Raw genomic sequence first — 19,402 nt, forward strand, 5'->3', positions numbered from 1 at the left:
CTGCCGTTAGACTATAGGTGGGAAGTAGTATAAGCACAGTAACGCACAAGGCGAATCGCATGGATTGGTACGGTATTTTCTTTTTCAGGGCAGGCGCTCCAACCGCCCTGCTCTATGGTAGCTATGATGGCTGGCTGGTCGTTCTGTCGGCCGTCGTCGCCATCGGCTCGTCTATTCTGGCGCTGCAATTAACACGCCTGTCACAAAAACAGACTTCTGTGGTGTCACGCCGCTTTTCTATCATCGCCAGCTCAGTCTCATTAGGCGCTGGCATCTGGGCCATGCATTTTATTGGCATGCTGGCCTACCAGATCTGCACCCCGGTTTCTTACTACCCCGACGCAACGCTTGTCTCAATGATGCCTGGTATTCTTGCCTCATACTATGCCCTTAACTTAATGTCAGAGACACAGATCGACTACCGCAAACTGCTTAAAGGCGGATTCGCCGTCGGCGCCGGTATAGGCACCATGCATTACATAGGCATGCTCGCCATGCGTATGGAGCCGGAACTCAAGTTTGACCTGGTATGGGTGCTGGTGTCTGTCGTGGTCGCGGTGGCCTTATCCACGCTGTCACTGTGGACAGGCATATTCTTAAACCAGAAAGGCAAAATCCCGCCCAAAGTGAGCATCATCCTCGGCGGCGTACTCATGGGCAGCGCCATCACCGCCATGCACTACACCGGCATGGCCTCTGCGCGCTTTCTGGGAGTCGCCAAACCTGGCTTCAACCCGGACGACAACCAGTCCATCACCATGGCACTGGGCATTACGCTGGTCACCATTTTGATTGGCGTTATCGCCACAGCGATTAACGCATTGATACGCTACCGGCAAATGCTGGCCACCATCCAGGCCAGTGAGACGCGCTTGTCGACCATCCTGGATACCGCAGTAGACGGCATTGTCACCATTAATACCACCGGTGAAATGATCGCCTGTAATGACGCGGTTGAAAAACTGTTTGGCTGGACCAAGGCAGAGATGAAAGGTAAAAACATTTCGCTGCTGATGCCAGAACCTGATAGCTCCAACCACCTGTATTACCTGAAAAACTACCAGGCAACTGGCGAGGCAAGAATTATCGGCGAAGGCCGTGACCTCGATGCCATGCGCAAAGATGGCAGCACGTTCCCGATCAGGCTGGCGATTGGTGAAGTCAAACTTGCCAACGAAACCTTATACGTCGGCTTTATCACCGACCTCAGCCACCGCAAAGCGATTGAAGAGGCGGTGCGGCAAAAAGACCAGCAGATCCAGTCTATGATGAACAACATCCCAGGCGTGACTTTTCGTGTCAGCCTGGCAGGTGAATGGAATATCTTGCTGATCAGCGACGCAGCGCTACAAATGACAGGCTGGCCCGCCAGTGATTTTGTAAGTGGGCAACAACGATTTTCCCCCCTGATACACCATGACGATATAGCGCGTGTAAGGCCAATTGCCGTCAAGGCAATTAAACGCTTGGAGAGCTTTGAGGTCGAGTTCAGGATCACCGATCGTAGCGGCCATGAAAAGTGGATTTCAGCCTTCGCCTCGCCGCTGTTGAACAAAGACGGCGTCCCGTATGCCATGGACGGTGTCTTGCTGGATATTACCGACTCTAAACAAAAGAATGCTGAATTTGAAGGCATTGTGAATGCCATTAACTACGCCACCAATGTGGCTGAATTTACCATTGATGGCTTTGTCATCAATGCCAACCAGCACTTTCTTGACCTGCTGGGCTACCAACTGGCAGAGATTCAGGGCCGCCATCACTCTATTTTTTGCCCACCTGATTTTGCGCTGACGAATGCCTACAAACAAAAATGGTCGTCGCTGCGCCGCGGTGAGTTTGTACATGGCGAATTTTTACGTTATGGCAAGGCAGGCAAACAAATCTGGATTAATGCCTCGTATAGCCCGGTGCGTGACGTGGATGGCAAAGTGGTTAAGGTATTGATGTTTATGATGGACATCAGCGAGCGCAAGCAAATGGAGCGGGACATGCTGGCGGCCAAAGAAACCGCCGAACAGGCCGCCAATGCCAAAAGCACCTTTCTGGCAAACATGAGTCATGAAATTCGCACACCCATGAACTCGATTATTGGCTTTAGCGAGTTGTTGCTGGATACGCCTATGCAGCCTGAGCAACGTAATTATTTATCGACGATCAGCCAGTCTGCCAAGTCATTACTGCATTTGCTCAATGATATTCTCGACAGTGCCAAGCTGGAAAAAGGCATGCTGGAACTGGAGATGCTGGATTTCTCCATGCGCGAAATGGTCGATGGCCTGATTTCGTCCCTGTGGTTACAGGCACGCAAAAAACAGCTGGACCTGAAGTTGAATTTAGCGCCAGAAGCAGCAGGTTACTATATCGGCGCTGAACACCGCATTCGCCAGGTGCTGACCAACCTGTTGGGCAATGCCATCAAATTCACCGAAACCGGCCATGTTGAACTCAATGTGCACCTGACAGCCACCGGCGAAGTGCAATTTGACATCATTGATACCGGCATCGGGATCGATGAAGACCGGCTGGATGTGATTTTTGAGCCTTTTACGCAGGCAGATGCCTCGATGAGCCGCCGTTTTGGCGGCACCGGCCTGGGCACCACCATTAGTAAACAATTGGTAGAGTTGATGGGTGGCCGCATTACGGCCAACAGCAAAATTGGCAAAGGCAGCTGCTTTTCCGTCACGCTGTCACTGGCAGAAGGCAGTGCGCCGGAGAGTTCAGCGCAAAACGGTGCGTTGGCATTCACCTTGCCAGCGCTCAACATTCTTGCCGCAGATGATATTGAGCAAAACCGCAGATTGCTCAACATTGTGCTGGAAAAACAAGGTCACCAACTCACCCTGGCCAGCAACGGCCAAGAGGTCGTCGACGCCTGGCAAGCCCAGCCATATGACGTGATTTTGATGGATGTGCAAATGCCGGTCATGGATGGCCTCAGCGCCAGTATGCATATCCGCACACTGGAACAACAGTCCGGCAGGGCCAGAACGCCAATTATTGCATTGACCGCCAGCGTGCTCGAGCAAGACCGGCTGGCCGCCGCAGAAGCTGGCATGGATGGCTTTGCGTCCAAGCCGATTGAGCTGCCATTATTACTGGCAGAAATTCAGCGCGTGTTGCAACTGGAAGCGGTCGCAATCAGCACCGATACTAGCCCCTCCATGCCTGCAACAACGCATTTTGACCTGAAAAAAGGCATCCAGTTATGGGGCGACCAGCAAACCTACCTGCATGAAGTCAATGTGTATGTGCAAGAATCCCGCAAACATATCACCACCCTCCAGCAAGCGATTGCTACGCAAGATCACGCCTTGCTTAAACAAATCGCACATGCCAATAAAGGGGTGAGCGCCAATCTCGCGTTATTGACTATTCAGGAAAGCTACCATGCCCTGGAACAGGTCAGTGAGGAGCAATGGCATACCTGCCCAGCGCTGGTGGCACAATTGCAAGCTGACGTGCAGTCACTGCATGCGTCCATCACCCCCTTGCTTTCGCAGCAAACACTGTCCGCCGCCACCGACCAGACAGCCCTGCCAGCCGGACAATTACTGGATTGGCTGCAAGCGTTACGGACACTGGTCGCCATGAATGAACTGGATGATGCGCTCGTCAGCCAACTGGTTCAACACGCCCCGGCCAGCTGGCGCACGGCGTTAAACACCATTACGCAGCTATTGAATGACTTTGACTTTGAGCAAGCGACCATGCATATTGACCAGCTACTGGCAATCCAGACCCAGGAGGCCTCCTCATGATGGATAACACCGCACAACAAGCAAAAATTCTGATTGTGGATGATGAACCACTTAACCTTAAAGTATTAAAACAGGTGCTGCAGGACAACTACCGCTTGAGTTTTGCCAAAAACGGCATGGATGCCCTGGAACTGGTCAAAAAAGAAAAGCCCAGCCTCATTTTGCTGGACGTGATGATGCCGGGCATGACCGGCTTTGAGGTCTGCAGGCAACTCAAAAGTGACCCGGAAACGAACACCATTCCAGTGATTTTTGTCACCGCCCTGGCCGAAGAGGCGGATGAATCGGAAGGCTTTGCCGTAGGTGGCGTGGATTACATCAATAAACCGATTTCACCGGCACTGGTACGCGCGCGCGTGAAAACGCACTTATCGCTGGTACATATCGATGAACTGAAACGTACACACCTGGAGCTGATCCAGCGCCTGGGCCGTGCCGCCGAGTTTAAAGACAATGAAACCGGCCTGCACGTCATGCGCATGAGCCATGTCTCCGGCAGGCTGGCCTTGCAACTGGGCATGGATGCGCACTTCTCAGAACAACTGATTCATGCCGCGCCCATGCATGACATCGGCAAAATCGGCATTCCAGACCATGTGTTGCTCAAACCGGGCAAGCTGGATGAGGAAGAACTGGCATTGATGCGAAAACACCCGGAAATGGGTGCAAAAATCCTCGATAACTCTACATCACCACTGATCAAGCTGGCCCACTCTGTGGCGCTTTATCACCATGAAAAATGGGATGGCAGCGGCTATCCGTTCGGCTTAAAAGGGGAAGCGATTCCGATTGAGGCACGCATCGTCGCCGTCGCTGACGTGTTTGATGCCTTGCTCAACAAACGCCCTTACAAGGAAGCCTGGCCAGTAGAACAGGCGGTGGCAGAAATAGAAACCAATCGTGGCAAACACTTTGACCCGGCCATCGTCGATGCCATGCTGCAATGCTTGCCAGACTTGCTAGAGATTAACAACAACTGGCTTGAAGAAGATTAAGTGACTGGCGGGAGGGCTGCCATACTCAGGCAGCATCCCGGTTTAACCCAGTTTGGCTTTCAGCAACTCGTTGACCTGTGCCGGATTGGCCTTGCCTTTGGAGGCCTTCATGCATTGGCCGACCAGCGCGTTAAAGGCTTTTTCTTTCCCGGCTTTATATTCATCGACCATGGCCTGGTTCGCGGCCAGCACCTCATTGATAATGGCTTCAATCGCGCCAGTATCAGACACCTGCTTAAGGCCTTTGGCTTCAATAATGGCGTCCACCTCGCCCTCACCCGCCCACAAACCTTCAAACACCTGCTTGGCCGCATTGTTAGAAATCGTGTTATCGGCAATCCGCTTGAGCAAAGCAGCCAATTGCGCAGCAGACACCGGGCTATCGACAATAGATTTTTCCTCGGCGTTGAGCTTGGCTGACAACGCGCCCATGACCCAGTTTGCCGCTTGCTTGGGCTCTGCGCCTGCGGCCACGGTCGCCACAAAATAATCGGCCTGGCTGCGTGAGGCAGTCAATGTGCTGGCATCGTAGCTCGACAGTTGGTATTCACTCACCAAACGCGCCTGCAAGGCTTGCGGCAACTCAGGCATGAGCGCTTTTACACGTGCTTTGTCCGCCTCAGTGACTTCCAATGGTAGCAAGTCAGGGTCAGGGAAGTAGCGATAATCGTTGGCTTCTTCCTTGCTGCGCATGGCGCGCGTTTCACCCGTATCCGGGTTAAACAGCACGGTGGCCTGTTGAATGGTGCCGCCATCTTCCAATGTTTCGATTTGCCACTGGGTTTCATACTCAATCGCCTGTTGCATGAACTTGAACGAGTTGAGGTTTTTGATCTCACGGCGTGTGCCTAATTTATCAGACCCTTTGGGGCGTACTGACACGTTAACATCGCAACGGAAGCTGCCTTCCTGCATATTGCCGTCACAGATACCTATCCACTGCACCAGCTCGTGCAGTTTTTTGGCATAAGCCACGGCCTCGGCCGCGCTACGCATATCCGGCTCAGTCACGATTTCCAGCAACGGCGTCCCGGCGCGGTTCAAGTCAATGCCCGACATGCCTTCAACGGCGCCGTGTACAGATTTACCTGCATCTTCTTCCAGATGCGCACGCGTGATATTGATTACCTTTTCGTAAGCCTCGGTATTTTTAGTCGCAGGCACCTGGATGGTGATTTTGCCTTTACCAACGACAGGCAACTCGAACTGGCTGATCTGGTAACCTTTGGGCAAATCAGGATAAAAGTAATTCTTGCGCGAAAACACGCTGCGTGGCGCCATTTCAGCCTCAATCGCCAGGCCAAACTTGATGGCACACTCAACGGCTTCTTTGTTGAGTACCGGCAACACACCTGGCAAAGCGATACTCACTTCACACGCCTGCGTATTTGGCTCAGCCCCATAGGTGGTCGAAGCACCGCTAAACTGTTTGGATTTAGTTTGTAACTGAGTGTGGGTTTCCAACCCGATGACGACTTCCCACTGCATTTAGATTCCCTCCGGCATACGTGTGTGCCAGTCTGTCACTTGTTGATAGGCGTGGCCGATCTCCAGCATGCGCGCCTCATCAAAATAATTACCAATGATCTGCAAACCTACCGGCAGCGCTTTACCTTCACTGTTTTGCGCAAAACCAGCCGGGATACTCATGCCTGGCAAACCGGCCAGATTGACGGCGATGGTATACAGATCTTCGAGGTACATGGCGACCGGGTCGCTGGTCTTCTCCCCGGCTTTAAAGGCTGTCGAAGGGGCAGCTGGCCCCATGATCACATCACAATGCTTAAATGCTTCTACAAAGTCCTGTGCAATCAGGCGGCGAATTTGCTGTGCTTTGAGGTAGTAGGCATCGTAGTAACCGGCGCTCAAAACGTAGGTACCAATCAGGATACGACGCTTGACCTCGGCACCAAACCCTTCGGCACGCGACTTCATATACATCTCCATGAGGTCGTTGTATTCAGCCGCACGGTGGCCGTAGCGCACACCGTCGTAACGTGACAGGTTGCTGGAGGCTTCGGCCGGCGCCAGTACGTAATACACGGGGATAGACAGATTGTTATTAGGCAGGCTAACTTCAACGATCTCTGCGCCGAGTTTTTTGTATTCCGCAATCGCGGTTTCAATCACTTGCGCCACATCGGCACTCAGGCCTTCGGCAAAGTATTCTTTAGGCAAGCCGATACGCAGACCCTTGAGCGGCTGCGCGCCAGTCATGTTGGCCAAGCCGCGCGTGTAATCTTCTTTTTCGCGATTAACGCTGGTGGAGTCACGCTCGTCGAACCCAGCCATGACATTGAGCATCAAGGCACAGTCCTCTGCCGATTTAGCCATCGGGCCTGCCTGATCTAAAGACGAAGCAAATGCGATCATGCCGTAACGTGACACCAAACCATAGGTTGGCTTGAGGCCAGTAAAACCACACAGCGATGCTGGCTGGCGAATGGAACCGCCAGTATCAGTACCCGTGGCTGCCGCACACAAGCGCGCCGCGACCGCTGCCGCAGAACCGCCTGAACTACCACCCGGCACACGATCGAAATCCCAGGGATTTTTTACGCCCCCAAAATAACTGGTCTCGTTGGAGGAGCCCATGGCGAATTCGTCCATATTGGTTTTACCCAAATTGACCGCACCGGCCGCATCAAACTGGCTGATGACATGCGCGTCATACGGAGAAATAAACGTCTCCAGCATTTTTGAGCTACAGGTGGTGCGCCAGCCTTTGGCACAGAAAATATCTTTTTGCGCCAGCGGAATGCCGGTCAATGGGCCGAAATCACCCGCCGCAATGCGGGCATCTGCCGCTTTGGCCTGCGCCAGCGTTTTGTCTTCGTCGATGGTGACGTAGGCATTGATGGTCGGGTTAAGCTGCGCCATGCGCTGCAAATAGGCTTGCGTTAACTCAACACTGGAAACTTGCTTGCTGGCCAACTGCTGGCCCAGCTGTTTAAGACTGCTGTTAATCATAGCGGCTGTATCTGAAAATTAGTTAATCACGCGTAAAGTCGCGTAGAAAATGTGCTTATTCAATGACTTTGGGCACCAGGTACAGGCCATCCTGTGTCGCTGGGGCAATCGATTGAAACAGCTCGCGCTGGTTGGTTTGGGTAACCACATCTTCACGCAGGCGCTGTGTCACATCTTGCGAGTGCGACATGGGGGTGATACCGGTGGTATCGACAGCCTGCATTTGCTCGATCAAACCGAGGATACCGGAAAGTTTGTTCAGGGTTTCTTGCGCCTCATTGTCACTCACCTCGATGCGGGCCAGGTGAGCGATGCGCTTGATATCATCTAGATTCAGTGCCATGTCTGGTTAATTGTCTGTAAGATTTTGAAAGCACGTCTTAATTTCATGTGCGTTTTGCGCTATTATACCTTGATTTTATGCCGCACTTAGCGAGCAGTTCTAAAGTCGGAAACTTCACAGGATAAAACATGTTCGGTTCACTCAACAGCTACTTCTCCAATGACCTTGCCATTGACCTTGGCACCGCCAACACCCTGATCTACGTGCGTGGTAAAGGCGTCGTGCTGGATGAACCGTCGGTGGTGGCGATTCGTACCGAAGGCGGCCCCAATGGCAAAAAAGTGTTGTTAGCCGTTGGTTCAGATGCGAAAAGCATGCTGGGCCGTGCGCCTGCCAACATTCAGGCCATCCGCCCGATGAAAGATGGTGTGATTGCCGACTTCACCATCACCGAGCAAATGCTCAAGTTTTTTATCCGCAAAGTACACGAATCCCGCTGGTTCTCACCCAGCCCACGCATCATTATCTGTGTGCCGGTTGGCTCTACCCAGGTTGAGCGCCGCGCGATTAAAGAATCCGCCGAGCGCGCAGGTGCCAAACAGGTATTCCTGATTGAAGAACCAATGGCTGCCGCGATTGGCGCTGACATGCCAGTAGCTGAAGCGACAGGCTCTATGGTGGTGGATATCGGCGGCGGCACGACTGAAGTTGGCGTGATCTCTCTGGGCGGTATTGTGTACGCCAAGTCTGAGCGTGTAGGTGGCGACAAGTTTGACCAGGCGATTATCGACTACATCCGCCGCAACTACGGCATGCAAATTTCCGAGCCCACCGCTGAAGCCATCAAGAAAAGAATCGGCTCTGCCTTCCCGGGTTCTGAAGTCCTTGAAATGGAAGTCACTGGCCGCAACCTGGCAGAAGGCTTGCCACGTAAATTCACCATTTCCAGCAACGAAATCCTCGAGGCCCTGACTGAGCCACTGAACTCTATCGTCGGCGCGGTGAAATCTGCACTGGAGCAAACGCCACCAGAACTTGGTGCAGACATTGCTGAAAAAGGCATGGTACTGACCGGCGGTGGCGCCCTGCTGCGCGACCTGGACCGCCTGCTGGTAGAAGAAACTGGCCTGCCAGTCATCGTTGCCGAAGACCCGCTGACTTGCGTCGCCCGCGGCTGTGGCCGTGCGCTGGAAGAAATGGATAAGCTGGGCAACGTTTTTGCTAACGAATAATTCGGGGCAACGTTGGCGCGCACCCGATCATGCTAAAAGGCATACACCAACAGCTTGACCCTCAGGAGTCCCCGGCTTTTTTTATACAGGGACCCAAGCCTTTCTCACGCCTGATGTTTTTTTGCACACTCTCACTGGTGATGATGGCGGTGGATGCGCGCTTTGACTACCTGAGCCAGGTTCGCCAATGGTTTAGCACCGCCCTGCACCCGCTGGAAGTACTGGCCAGCGCCCCTAATGAGTGGGGACGCAACATTAACACCTACTTCACCTCGCACAATCAGCTCATTCAGGACAACTTCAAACTCAAACAACAAGCCTTGATAGACCATGCCGCCTTACAGCGACTGGCCACCGTGGATGCCGAAAACGTACATTTACGCACGCTGCTGGCAGGGGATTTGCCCATTATTCCGCAAGCCACGCTAGGCGAAGTATTGCACATGGGGCGCGACCCGTTCAGCAACATCATTACGCTTAACCGCGGCAGCCGCCATGACATCACCCCCGGACAAGCCGTGGTGGATGAACAGGGCGTGGTGGGGCAAATTACACGCGTCTATCCATTCACCAGCGAAGTGACACTGATTACCGATAAAAAACTGTCGATTCCCATCCAGATTGAGCGCAACCAGTTACGTGCGATTGCTTTCGGCGAGGGCAAGCGTAACACGCTGGATATTCCATACCTGCCCACCAGTGTAGACATCAAGGTCGGCGACAAATTAGTCACCTCCGGCATTGATGGCGTGTATCCGGCAGGATTGGCGGTGGCCGTCGTCACCCAGATCAAGCAAAGCCAGGACTCGCCGTTTGCCAAAATCATCAGCCGCCCGATTGCAGGCGTCAACAACCATAAACACGTGCTCATCCTCAAGATGCCAGACACACCTGCCATGAACCAGGCCAGCGAAAACCGCCCTGTGCTGCCGCGCAACAATGCGCAACACCTGGACCAGTCGGTGGTGGAAGTACTGCAAAAAAACAACGCCGCCGTTGATCCCCATCCGGCCACAGAAACACCCGTTTTAGATGCGGCCCCTGCCAGCCCCGACGGTGGCGCAGCAGCAACACCCGAAAATACGCCTGCCACACCGGAGCACCCATGAAGCCGGTTAAATTCAGCACATTCCTGTTTACCATGCTGGTCGGGCTTACCTTCCAGCTCTACCCCTGGTCCAATACCGGCATCATTATCCGCCCAGACTTTTTGCTAGTGATTATGATTTACTGGCTGTTGCAAGCGCCCTACCATTGCAACATTGGCTGGGTCTGGTTTGCCGGGCTATTGGTCGATTTATCGACTGGCAGCCTGCTCGGACAGCATGCACTGACCTTTGCAGTGACCGCGTTCCTCGGCCTGATTTACCAGCGCCGCCTGGTGCTGTTTAACCGCTGGCAACTTTATTTATATGTCATCTTTCTGTTTGGTGCGCAACGCGCGCTGATTTTGCTGCTTAAACTATTTGCTGGCGGCGAATTGCCAGACTGGACTTACGGCTTACCCGTGATTTCCGACCTCATATTGTGGCAATGCATGATTATCTGGTTTGGCGAACTGACCCGCCCGAAGAAGTTATAAGCAATGGGGTATAGCACCGAACTCAAAAACCACCAAAACGAACAACACAAGTTCAGAGTTCGTCTGGTGTTCTTGGTCCTGATGGTCCTTAGCGCACTCTCTGCGCTGCTTGGCCGTTTTTACTACCTGCAAGTCTTCCGCTACGACTACTACCAGACTCTAGCGGAGAATAACCGTATTTCGATTGTCCCGATCACACCCAACCGCGGCCTGATTTCAGACCGTAACGGCATCATTCTGGCGCATAACTTTTTTGTCTATACGCTGGAAATCACCCCCTCCAAAACAGATGATTTGCAGGACACGATTGCCGAACTGGGTAAGCTGGTCGAAATTTCAGCCACCGATTTAAAACGCTTTAAAAAACTGCGCGCGCAAAGTCACACCTTTGAGAGCATCCCCATCCGCACCCACCTCAATGAGTACGAAGCAGCCAAGTTTGCCGTCAATCGCTTCCGTTTCCCGGGTGTTGAGCTCAAATCGCGACTTTTTAGACACTACCCTTATGGCACACTGGGTACGCATGGCATTGGCTATATCAGCCGTATCAATGAAAACGACCTCAAACAACTCAAAGAGAGCAACCAGCTTTCTAACTATAAAGGCACCGAACATATAGGCAAGGCCGGTGTAGAACAAGCCTATGAAGCAGACCTGCATGGCATTACCGGTTTCCAGCAGGTAGAAATTGATGCCGATGGCCGCGCTGTGCGTGTGCTTTCAAGCGCGTCCCCCACGTCTGGCAACAACATTGTGCTGTCCATGGACGCCAAGCTGCAGGAAATCGTCGAGCATGAGTTCGCTGGGCGCCGGGGCGCACTGGTCGCCATACAACCGAAGACCGGTGAGGTCTTGGCCATGGTCAGCATGCCATCATTTGATGCCAACCTGTTTGTGGATGGGATTGATTACGATAACTGGAACAACCTGAACAATTCACCAGACAAACCGCTGATTAACCGCTCACTCAAAGGCATTTACCCGCCAGGCTCTACCTTCAAGCCTTTTGTGGCATTGGCCGGGCTGGAGTCGGGCAAGCGCCAGCCGCCTTTCACCATCAGTGATCCAGGCTATTTCATGCTGCCCAACAGCCGCCACCGCTACCGCGACTGGAAGCCTTCCGGCCATGGCGCCGTTGATATGCGCAGAGCCATTACCGTGTCTTGTGACACGTTTTTTTATGGCCTGGCTGTCGAACTGGGAATTGAGCGGCTGACTGACTTTGTACGCCACTTTGGATTTGGCGAGAAAACCAATATTGATATCCAGGGCGAGCTGTCCGGCTTGCTGCCTACCCCGGCCTGGAAGCAAAAACGCTATAAACAACCGTGGTATATGGGTGAAACCGTTATCGTCGGCATTGGTCAGGGCTATACCCTGGTCACACCCATGCAATTGGCTTATGCCACCGCCACCTTGGCCAATAGTGGCAAAGCCATTCGTCCACACCTGGTCAACGCCATCGTGGATGCCAAAACGAATCAGGTCAAGATGCTGCCACACACCGTTGCCGACCAGCTCCCGCTCAATCCGCAGAATCTGGATATCGTCAAATTGGGCATGATGGACGTGACCCGGCCTGGCGGGACGGCTGCAGCCGTCGGTGCCAATGCAGGCTATGACATTGCCGCCAAAACCGGGACTGCGCAGGTGGTTGGCATTAAGCAAAATGAGAAATACAACGAAAAACTGATTGCCGAACGCCATCGCGACCATGCCTGGTTTATTGCCTATGCCCCGGCAGAAGACCCGAAAATTGCCATCGCCGTCATTGTCGAGAATGGTAGCCACGGTGGCTCGACAGCGGGCCCCATTGCACGCAAGGCCATGGATTATTACTTGCTAGGCAAAGTACCGGTGGACCCCAATGCAGCCCCCGTGCCTGAAACCACGGTCACCAATGCGCCTGAAGTAGAGGAGGAGCCTCATGATTAGACAATGGATAGGCCACTTTATCCGGCATATCGACTCCATTTTGCTGGCCACCGTGCTCATGGTGCTGGTGGTCGCACTGATGGTGCTCTACAGCGCGTCCGGGCAATCCATGCTCAAAGTCAATGCACAGCTCGTCAATATCGTGGTCATGATGGGCGTCATGTTGCTGGTGGCCAACACGCAACCACAGCATATCGAGCGCATTGCCTTACCGGCCTACCTGTTAGGCTTGTCCTTGCTGATTGCAGTCGCCCTGGTGGGAGATATTAGCCATGGCGCCAGGCGCTGGCTCAACCTCGGCGTGACCAAAATCCAGCCATCCGAACTGATGAAACTGGCCGTGCCTATCATGCTGTCCTGGTATTTCTCCAAGCGTGAGAGCATGCTGCGTACCGCAGACTATGTGGTCGCAGGAGTCATTTTGCTGGTCCCGGTATTATTGATCGCGAAACAACCCGACCTGGGCACCGCCACACTGGTGTTTGCTGCCGGTTTTTATGTCATCTTTTTGGCCGGACTCAGCTGGAAGTTTATTTTTGGCAGCGCCATTGCATTTGGCGCCGCATTGCCGATTTTATGGTCCATGTTGCACGATTACCAGCGACGCCGGGTAGAGATTCTCATCGACCCAAGCCAGGACCCGCTGGGCGCTGGTTACCATATTATCCAGGCCACCATTGCCATTGGTTCCGGCGGTAGTACCGGCAAAGGCTGGCTCAATGGCACACAGTCGCAACTCGACTTTGTGCCCGAGAGAACGACCGACTTTGTGTTTGCCGTCTTTGCCGAAGAATTTGGCCTGGTCGGCTGCAGCCTGTTATTGCTGCTATTTACCATTATTATTGGCCGCGCCTTCATTATCGCGTCACAAGCCAAGAGTACCTTTTCACGCTTGCTGGCAGGCAGCATTGCAGCGACTTTCTTTACCTATTGTTTCGTGAACATGGGCATGGTGAGCGGCATTTTGCCCGTGGTCGGGATTCCGTTACCACTGGTCAGCTATGGTGGCACGTCACTGTTAACCCTAGGCCTGAGCCTGGGCTTGTTAATGAGTGTGCAATCACACAAACGCCTGGTCGCCACAGATTAGGCGCGTCAATACCGATTAAGGAACAGGATGTTTTTTCACTTGCAACGGTTATGCATCATCACGCTGACAATCTGGCTGGCCGCCTGTAGCAGTAGCATGCCGCCGCGGCAGACCGCGCCTTCAACACCGCCGACAAAACCAGCAGCGAGCAGCCCTGCCAACAGCGCGCCCATGCCTGCCACCAATGCGCCGTCCAGCACTGGCTCAGTCATGGGCGGCCCCAAAGTGATTAATATAGACCCTAAACCTGAAAGCAGCGGCAATGCCACCGATGGCATAGACCCGAATATTCCGCTCGAAACCACCATCACACCGAAGGTGGAGCCGATTGTCAAAGGCACGACCAAGCCGTATATCGTCAACGGTGAAACCGTGACGCCTATGTCTGACCTCAGCACGCCATACACGCAAACCGGGCATGCCTCGTGGTATGGCAAGAAGTTTCATGGCCGCAAAACCGCCAGTGGTGAACCTTATGATATGTTCAAACTGACCGCGGCACACCGTACGTTGCCGATTCCGAGTTATGTACGCGTGACCAACCTCAGCAATGGCAAAACCATCATGGCGCGCGTCAATGACCGCGGGCCCTTTGGCCGTGATCGTATTATTGACTTGTCTTATGCCGCCGCCAAACAGCTGGATATCACCCGCCACGGTTCGGCCCAGGTACAGGTGACATTAATCGACCCCTCGCAGCCATCAGAGAGCACGGCAACAACCGCGCAACCCACGACAAACACACAAGCACTGCCGCAAGAGACCGTGCAAGTCACGCGCACCATGACCACGGCAAAACCATTGTCGACCTTGGATGCAAATGGCGTATATGTGCAGCTAGGCGCTTTCGGCCAGGAAGAAAACGCAGACCGCCTGCAACAGCGCATTTTCAGTGCACGGCCCGAAACACAATCCCTGCTCAACAAAGTGTATAATGGAAAAGTGTTCCAGATTGTTCTGGGGCCTTATCCAGATCACGCATTGGCGACCCAGGCCGCCAACCAGATGCGTGACCAATTGCAGTTACCCGCGCTGATTTTTTCGCGCTAGTATTTTCCTGTGAGCTGTTTTCTCATTAAGTTTTTTTCTCGTTAAATGATGACCATGTGGCGTTCTTGTATTGCTTTTCTACTTTCGATTCCTTTGATGACCGTGGCGGCAGAAGCCATCACTGGCAATGTGCCGACCCCAACGCTGGCGGCCAAAGCCTTTGTATTGCGTGATGCCAACACTGGCAGCCTGCTGGCGGCTAACAACCCGGATATGCCGGTGGAGCCCGCCTCGCTCACCAAGGTGATGACGGCTTACCTGACTTTTGAAGCAGTGAAGCAAAAACGCCTGGCACTGACACAAACCTTGCCAGTCAGCCAAAAAGCCTGGAAGGTCGAAGGCTCAAAAATGTTTATCGACACCACCATGACGGTGACGGTGGATGAGCTGCTGCATGGACTGATTATTCAGTCCGGCAACGATGCCGCCATTACGCTGGCAGAGGGCATTGCAGGCAGCGAAGAACTGTTCGCGACCCTGATGAACAAAAAAGCCGCGGCGCTGGGCATGAAAAACAGCCACTTCGTCAATGCCACTGGCCTGCCAGACCCGACGCATACAACAACGGCGCGTGACCTGTCTATCTTGGCCAACGCCTTGATCCGCGACTATCCGCAGGACTACGCACGTTTATACTCACAGAAGTCTTATACCTATAACAACATCACGCAGCCTAACCGCAACCGCCTGTTGTTTATCGACCCTAGCGTCGATGGCATGAAAACCGGCCACACCGAATCTGCTGGCTATTGCCTGATTTCTTCCGCCAAACGCAGTGACTTCCGCTTGATTTCCGTGGTCCTTGGCACCACTTCAGATAATGTACGCGCTGCTGAAAGCCAAAAATTACTTAATTTTGGTTTCCAGTTTTATGAGTCCAAGCTGATTTACGCAGCAGACAAAGCCATTACGCGTCAAAAAGTCTGGAAAGGCACCGAAAGCGAAGTTGATTTAACGGTCGCCAAACCAGTCTATTTAACATTACCGCAAGGTGAATATGCCAATATGAAGGCGAACCTGCGCATTGCCAAACCACTGGAGGCGCCATTAAAAGCGCATCAAACTGTGGGCGCAGTGGACTTTAGCCTGGGTGGCAAAGTGGTGCATAGCGTGCCACTGGTGACCTTACATGCCGTTGAGGCCAGCAATATCTTCTCACGCATGATTGACCAGGTCCGCCTGTATTTGCAGTAAACCCTTGTTGTCATAACGCTGAACGAACACAAAGGTAGGTGACCCCATGACCCAGCAAGAGCAAACGCCTGCGGCGGAAGAAACCCTGATTGAGTTTCCAACCAACTTCCCGATCAAGGTCATGGGTGAAACGCATGATGACTTCACCCTTGAAGTCACCCGTGTTATCCAGGGCCATTGGCCAGAATTCGACACGCACCTGATCGAAATGCGGGGCAGCAGCAATGGCAAATACCTGAGTTTGACCTGCCTGGTGTATGTCACCTCCAAACCACAACTGGACGATATTTATCGCAGCCTGACCTCGCACCCGATGGTCAAGGTCGTGCTGTAACCAGCTTTGCCTCCATGCCTGTTCTGCAAATCCGCCAGCTGGGCCTGACTGATTATGCGGCCACGCTGGCTGACATGCAGGCCTTTACCGCAGCACGCAGCCAAGACACCCCCGACCAGCTATGGGTCACCGAGCATCCACCCGTCTACACATTAGGCCTCAACCGCCGGGGTGTACGCCTGCCGCAAAACAACATCCCCGTGGTCAATGTCGACCGCGGTGGCAAGATTACCTACCACGGCCCCGGGCAGCTCATCATCTATTGCCTGATTGATCTGGCACGTAGCCACTTGAATGTGCGGCAACTTGTCTCCATCTTGGAAAACAGCCTGATAGAATTTTTGGCCGCGCATGGTATTGCCGCCGAAGCGCGTGCAGATGCACCCGGCGTGTATGTCGCAGGAAAAAAAATCGCCTCGCTGGGACTACGCCTGAAAAACCAGTGCTGCTATCATGGCCTGAGCTTGAATATAGACATGGATTTACAGCCGTTTGCCGACATTGACCCGTGTGGTTATGCCGGCATGCAAATGACGCAAACCCGGGACTTAAATATCGCGCTGAATATGACAGAGATCGCAGCAGATTTAACCCAACGATTGAAAGAGAAACTGACGCATGTCAGATAATGCCAACCAAGAACATCCGGTCAGCGTACGCCAGGCCAAAAAAGTGGCTGGTGTGAAAGAAATAGACGCCGCCAAAACATCGCGCATCCCGATTAAAATCGTGCCGCAACCCATGCTACGCAAGCCGGAATGGATACGCATGAAAGTGCCTGATTCGGCACGTTTCCAGGAAATCAAACAGGTGCTGCGCGATAACAATCTACACACCGTGTGTGAAGAAGCCAGTTGCCCCAATATCGGCGAATGCTTTAGCGGCGGCACGGCCACCTTTATGATTCTGGGCGACATTTGCACCCGCCGTTGCCCGTTTTGCGACGTGGCGCATGGCAAGCCCTTACCGCCTGACCCAAACGAACCGGAAAACCTGGCGCGTACCATTGCACAGATGAAGCTGCGTTATGTGGTGGTGACTTCGGTAGACCGTGATGACTTGCCTGACGGTGGCGCCCAACACTTTGTCGATTGTATCCGCGCCATTCGCGCGCAATCGCCGCAGATTAAAATCGAAATCCTGGTGCCAGACTTCCGTGGCCGCCTGGATGTGTCACTCAAAATCCTGCGTGAAGCGCCACCAGATGTCATGAACCATAACCTGGAAACCGTGCCACGCCTCTACAAACAGGCGCGCCCAGGCTCTGACTACCAACACTCGCTAGACCTGCTCAAGCAATTCAGCCTGATGTACCCGGATGTACCTACCAAATCTGGCCTCATGCTAGGACTGGGTGAAACCGATGAAGAAATTATTGAGGTCATGCGTGACTTGCGTGCGCATAACGTCAGCATGCTCACGCTGGGGCAATACCTGCAACCTAGCGTGCACCATTTACCCGTGTTGCGCTATGTGACCCCGCAAACCTTCGACTGGTTTAAACAACAGGCCGACGCCATGGGCTTTGACAACGCAGCCAGCGGACCGATGGTACGCAGCAGTTATCATGCGGATCAACAAGCGCACGCCGTGATAGAGCAACCATCAGCATAAATAGCGCCGATACCCCGGCCCACCAATAACAAGCACAGGAGCAAACATGGTTCCACACTTAACAACGGCTTTGAGCGGTCCACTATACACGCTGGAAAAACGCGTGTTGCAAGCCATGCCGGATATCGAACACTGGTTTCGGACCAAATGGCAGGAAATCCCTGCCCCGTTTTATGCCAGTGTAGACCTGCGCAATGCCGGATTCAAACTGGCGCCTGTGGATACCAACCTGTTCCCTGGCGGTTTTAACAACCTCAATCCTGAGTTTCTGAGCCTGGCTGTGCAAGCAGCCCAAGTGGCGGTCGAAAAAATCTGTCCGGACGCACGCCGTTTGTTGCTCATCCCGGAAAACCATACCCGCAATACCTTTTACCTGCGCAACGTGGTTGAACTGTGCAATCTCCTCAAAGCCGCAGGCATGGAAGTGCGCGTCGGCAGCCTGTCCCCTGAGATTACCGAAATCACCAAACTGGAAACCCATGACGGCCTGCCATTGATTCTGGAACCACTGGTGCGCGTCAAAAATCGCCTGCAATTAAACGCGGCTTCGTTTGAAGGCGTGGATTATCCAGCCTTTGATAGCTGTGCCATTTTGCTCAATAACGACTTGTCCGGCGGCGTGCCAGACATGCTGCAAAATCTGGAACAAACGCTGATTCCGCCCTTGCATGCAGGCTGGTTTACCCGCCGTAAATCACAACATTTTGCCGCTTATGACAAAGTGGTCGACGAGTTTTCGCAATTGCTGCAGATTGACCCCTGGTTGCTGAACCCGTATTTTGACACCGCCAGCGGCATTGATTTTCATGCCCGCGTCGGTGAAGACTTACTGGCAGACAAAGTCGACGCCATCCTGAAAAAGATTCAGGCCAAATATGACGAATACGGCATCACCCAACAACCGTTTGCCATCGTCAAAGCCGATGCAGGCACCTATGGCATGGGCATCATGAGCGTCAAATCGGCGGATGAAGTGCGCGACCTCAACCGTAAAGCGCGCAACAAAATGTCGGTGATTAAAGAAGGCATGCAGGTATCTGAAGTGATGATCCAGGAAGGCGTATACACCTTCGAGAACATCAATGATGCCGTGGCCGAACCGGTGGTGTATATGATGGACCACTTTGTGATTGGTGGCTTTTACCGCGTGCATACCAGCCGCGGCATTGATGAAAACCTCAACGCGCCCGGCATGCATTTTGCCCCTCTCGCGTTTGAAAAACCCTGTACCCTGCCCGACTGTGCGGGCGCGCCTGATGCGCCGCCAAACCGCTTCTATGCCTATGGCGTGGTCGCGCGCCTGGCACTGTTAGCCGCAGGCATGGAGCTGCAAGAAAACGACCCGTTGAATGATTAAAC

General features: G+C 53.4%; 17 protein-coding genes. 13 read left to right on the forward strand and 4 right to left on the reverse strand.

The window, feature by feature from the left end; genetic code table 11:
- Positions 1 to 59: 59 nt before the first annotated feature.
- Positions 60 to 3,764, forward strand: coding sequence for a PAS domain S-box protein (locus INP78_RS12185; protein ID WP_194742467.1), 3,705 nt, complete (start codon positions 60 to 62; stop codon positions 3,762 to 3,764).
- Positions 3,761 to 4,759, forward strand: a complete 999-nt coding sequence (locus INP78_RS12190; protein ID WP_194742468.1) for a two-component system response regulator — start codon at positions 3,761 to 3,763, stop codon at positions 4,757 to 4,759. The genes INP78_RS12185 and INP78_RS12190 overlap by 4 nt, the downstream gene beginning before the upstream one ends.
- A gap of 42 nt (positions 4,760 to 4,801) precedes the next feature.
- Here INP78_RS12190 and gatB read toward each other — a convergent pair whose 3' ends face one another.
- The 3 genes from gatB to gatC are packed head-to-tail and all read right to left on the reverse strand — an operon-like array spanning position 4,802 to position 8,072.
- A complete protein-coding gene (gatB, locus tag INP78_RS12195; RefSeq protein WP_194742469.1) occupies positions 4,802 to 6,247 on the reverse strand; it encodes an Asp-tRNA(Asn)/Glu-tRNA(Gln) amidotransferase subunit GatB in 1,446 nt (481 codons plus the stop codon).
- Positions 6,248 to 7,729 (reverse strand): Asp-tRNA(Asn)/Glu-tRNA(Gln) amidotransferase subunit GatA, encoded by a 1,482-nt coding sequence (gene gatA, locus INP78_RS12200; protein ID WP_194742470.1) that lies wholly within the window; start codon positions 7,727 to 7,729, stop codon positions 6,248 to 6,250.
- A gap of 55 nt (positions 7,730 to 7,784) precedes the next feature.
- Positions 7,785 to 8,072 carry an Asp-tRNA(Asn)/Glu-tRNA(Gln) amidotransferase subunit GatC gene (gatC, locus tag INP78_RS12205; RefSeq protein WP_194742471.1) on the reverse strand — a complete coding sequence of 96 codons (288 nt, stop codon included), beginning with the start codon at positions 8,070 to 8,072 and terminating at the stop codon, positions 7,785 to 7,787.
- 128 nt (positions 8,073 to 8,200) lie between these two features.
- On the opposite strand from gatC, the gene INP78_RS12210 reads away from it, so the two are divergent.
- From INP78_RS12210 to rodA, 5 genes are read left to right on the forward strand one after another with little or no spacing between them, the layout of a single operon-like run.
- Complete coding sequence (locus INP78_RS12210) at positions 8,201 to 9,244, forward strand: rod shape-determining protein (protein WP_194742472.1); 1,044 nt, start codon at positions 8,201 to 8,203, stop codon at positions 9,242 to 9,244.
- Between the two features lie 29 nt (positions 9,245 to 9,273).
- Positions 9,274 to 10,353, forward strand: a complete 1,080-nt coding sequence (mreC, locus tag INP78_RS12215; RefSeq protein WP_194742473.1) for a rod shape-determining protein MreC — start codon at positions 9,274 to 9,276, stop codon at positions 10,351 to 10,353.
- Positions 10,350 to 10,826, forward strand: coding sequence for a rod shape-determining protein MreD (gene mreD / locus INP78_RS12220; RefSeq protein WP_194742474.1), 477 nt, complete (start codon positions 10,350 to 10,352; stop codon positions 10,824 to 10,826). The genes mreC and mreD overlap by 4 nt, the downstream gene beginning before the upstream one ends.
- Before the next feature lie 3 nt (positions 10,827 to 10,829).
- Positions 10,830 to 12,761, forward strand: coding sequence for a penicillin-binding protein 2 (gene mrdA / locus INP78_RS12225; RefSeq protein ID WP_194742475.1), 1,932 nt, complete (start codon positions 10,830 to 10,832; stop codon positions 12,759 to 12,761).
- Positions 12,754 to 13,851 (forward strand): rod shape-determining protein RodA, encoded by a 1,098-nt coding sequence (gene rodA, locus INP78_RS12230; protein WP_194742476.1) that lies wholly within the window; start codon positions 12,754 to 12,756, stop codon positions 13,849 to 13,851. Before mrdA ends, rodA begins: the two co-directional genes overlap by 8 nt.
- Before the next feature lie 35 nt (positions 13,852 to 13,886).
- On the opposite strand, the gene INP78_RS14590 is transcribed toward rodA, so the two are convergent.
- The gene (locus INP78_RS14590; protein WP_228522866.1) at positions 13,887 to 14,063 is read right to left on the reverse strand and encodes a hypothetical protein; all 177 of its coding nucleotides are present in this window, start codon (positions 14,061 to 14,063) and stop codon (positions 13,887 to 13,889) included.
- On the opposite strand from INP78_RS14590, the gene INP78_RS12235 reads away from it, so the two are divergent.
- The 6 genes from INP78_RS12235 to gshA all read left to right on the forward strand — a co-directional run bounded on the left by INP78_RS12235 (position 14,062) and on the right by gshA (position 19,400).
- Positions 14,062 to 14,901, forward strand: coding sequence for a septal ring lytic transglycosylase RlpA family protein (locus INP78_RS12235; protein WP_228522867.1), 840 nt, complete (start codon positions 14,062 to 14,064; stop codon positions 14,899 to 14,901). The two genes, INP78_RS14590 and INP78_RS12235, sit on opposite strands and share 2 nt — an antisense overlap.
- A gap of 96 nt (positions 14,902 to 14,997) precedes the next feature.
- Positions 14,998 to 16,095, forward strand: a complete 1,098-nt coding sequence (locus INP78_RS12240) for a D-alanyl-D-alanine carboxypeptidase family protein (RefSeq protein WP_194742518.1) — start codon at positions 14,998 to 15,000, stop codon at positions 16,093 to 16,095.
- A 46-nt stretch (positions 16,096 to 16,141) separates the two neighbouring features.
- Complete coding sequence (locus INP78_RS12245) at positions 16,142 to 16,429, forward strand: YbeD family protein (protein ID WP_019880868.1); 288 nt, start codon at positions 16,142 to 16,144, stop codon at positions 16,427 to 16,429.
- Positions 16,430 to 16,443: 14 nt separating this feature from the next.
- Entirely contained in the window at positions 16,444 to 17,058 is a 615-nt protein-coding gene (gene lipB, locus INP78_RS12250) for a lipoyl(octanoyl) transferase LipB (RefSeq protein ID WP_194742478.1), read from the forward strand.
- Entirely contained in the window at positions 17,048 to 18,043 is a 996-nt protein-coding gene (gene lipA / locus INP78_RS12255; RefSeq protein ID WP_194742479.1) for a lipoyl synthase, read from the forward strand. The genes lipB and lipA overlap by 11 nt, the downstream gene beginning before the upstream one ends.
- Before the next feature lie 46 nt (positions 18,044 to 18,089).
- Positions 18,090 to 19,400 carry a glutamate--cysteine ligase gene (gshA, locus tag INP78_RS12260; protein ID WP_194742480.1) on the forward strand — a complete coding sequence of 437 codons (1,311 nt, stop codon included), beginning with the start codon at positions 18,090 to 18,092 and terminating at the stop codon, positions 19,398 to 19,400.
- Positions 19,401 to 19,402 lie beyond the last annotated feature (2 nt).

The sequence above is a fragment of the Methylophilus sp. 14 genome, assembly GCF_015354345.1.
Taxonomy (GTDB): domain Bacteria; phylum Pseudomonadota; class Gammaproteobacteria; order Burkholderiales; family Methylophilaceae; genus Methylophilus.

Excerpts from the sequence above, each read along its gene's own strand:
- mreD (WP_194742474.1), top strand. The coding sequence starts at position 10,350 with ATGAAGCCGGTTAAATTCAGCACATTCCTGTTTACCATGCTGGTCGGG.
- lipB (WP_194742478.1), top strand. The coding sequence starts at position 16,444 with ATGCCTGTTCTGCAAATCCGCCAGCTGGGCCTGACTGATTATGCGGCC.
- INP78_RS12190 (WP_194742468.1), top strand. The coding sequence starts at position 3,761 with ATGATGGATAACACCGCACAACAAGCAAAAATTCTGATTGTGGATGAT.
- lipA (WP_194742479.1), top strand. The coding sequence starts at position 17,048 with ATGTCAGATAATGCCAACCAAGAACATCCGGTCAGCGTACGCCAGGCC.
- INP78_RS12240 (WP_194742518.1), top strand. The coding sequence starts at position 14,998 with ATGACCGTGGCGGCAGAAGCCATCACTGGCAATGTGCCGACCCCAACG.
- mreC (WP_194742473.1), top strand. The coding sequence starts at position 9,274 with ATGCTAAAAGGCATACACCAACAGCTTGACCCTCAGGAGTCCCCGGCT.
- gatA (WP_194742470.1), bottom strand. The coding sequence starts at position 7,729 with ATGATTAACAGCAGTCTTAAACAGCTGGGCCAGCAGTTGGCCAGCAAG.
- rodA (WP_194742476.1), top strand. The coding sequence starts at position 12,754 with ATGATTAGACAATGGATAGGCCACTTTATCCGGCATATCGACTCCATT.
- INP78_RS14590 (WP_228522866.1), bottom strand. The coding sequence starts at position 14,063 with ATGACTGAGCCAGTGCTGGACGGCGCATTGGTGGCAGGCATGGGCGCG.
- INP78_RS12235 (WP_228522867.1), top strand. The coding sequence starts at position 14,062 with ATGGGCGGCCCCAAAGTGATTAATATAGACCCTAAACCTGAAAGCAGC.
- mrdA (WP_194742475.1), top strand. The coding sequence starts at position 10,830 with ATGGGGTATAGCACCGAACTCAAAAACCACCAAAACGAACAACACAAG.
- gatC (WP_194742471.1), bottom strand. The coding sequence starts at position 8,072 with ATGGCACTGAATCTAGATGATATCAAGCGCATCGCTCACCTGGCCCGC.
- INP78_RS12245 (WP_019880868.1), top strand. The coding sequence starts at position 16,142 with ATGACCCAGCAAGAGCAAACGCCTGCGGCGGAAGAAACCCTGATTGAG.
- gshA (WP_194742480.1), top strand. The coding sequence starts at position 18,090 with ATGGTTCCACACTTAACAACGGCTTTGAGCGGTCCACTATACACGCTG.
- gatB (WP_194742469.1), bottom strand. The coding sequence starts at position 6,247 with ATGCAGTGGGAAGTCGTCATCGGGTTGGAAACCCACACTCAGTTACAA.
- INP78_RS12210 (WP_194742472.1), top strand. The coding sequence starts at position 8,201 with ATGTTCGGTTCACTCAACAGCTACTTCTCCAATGACCTTGCCATTGAC.
- INP78_RS12185 (WP_194742467.1), top strand. The coding sequence starts at position 60 with ATGGATTGGTACGGTATTTTCTTTTTCAGGGCAGGCGCTCCAACCGCC.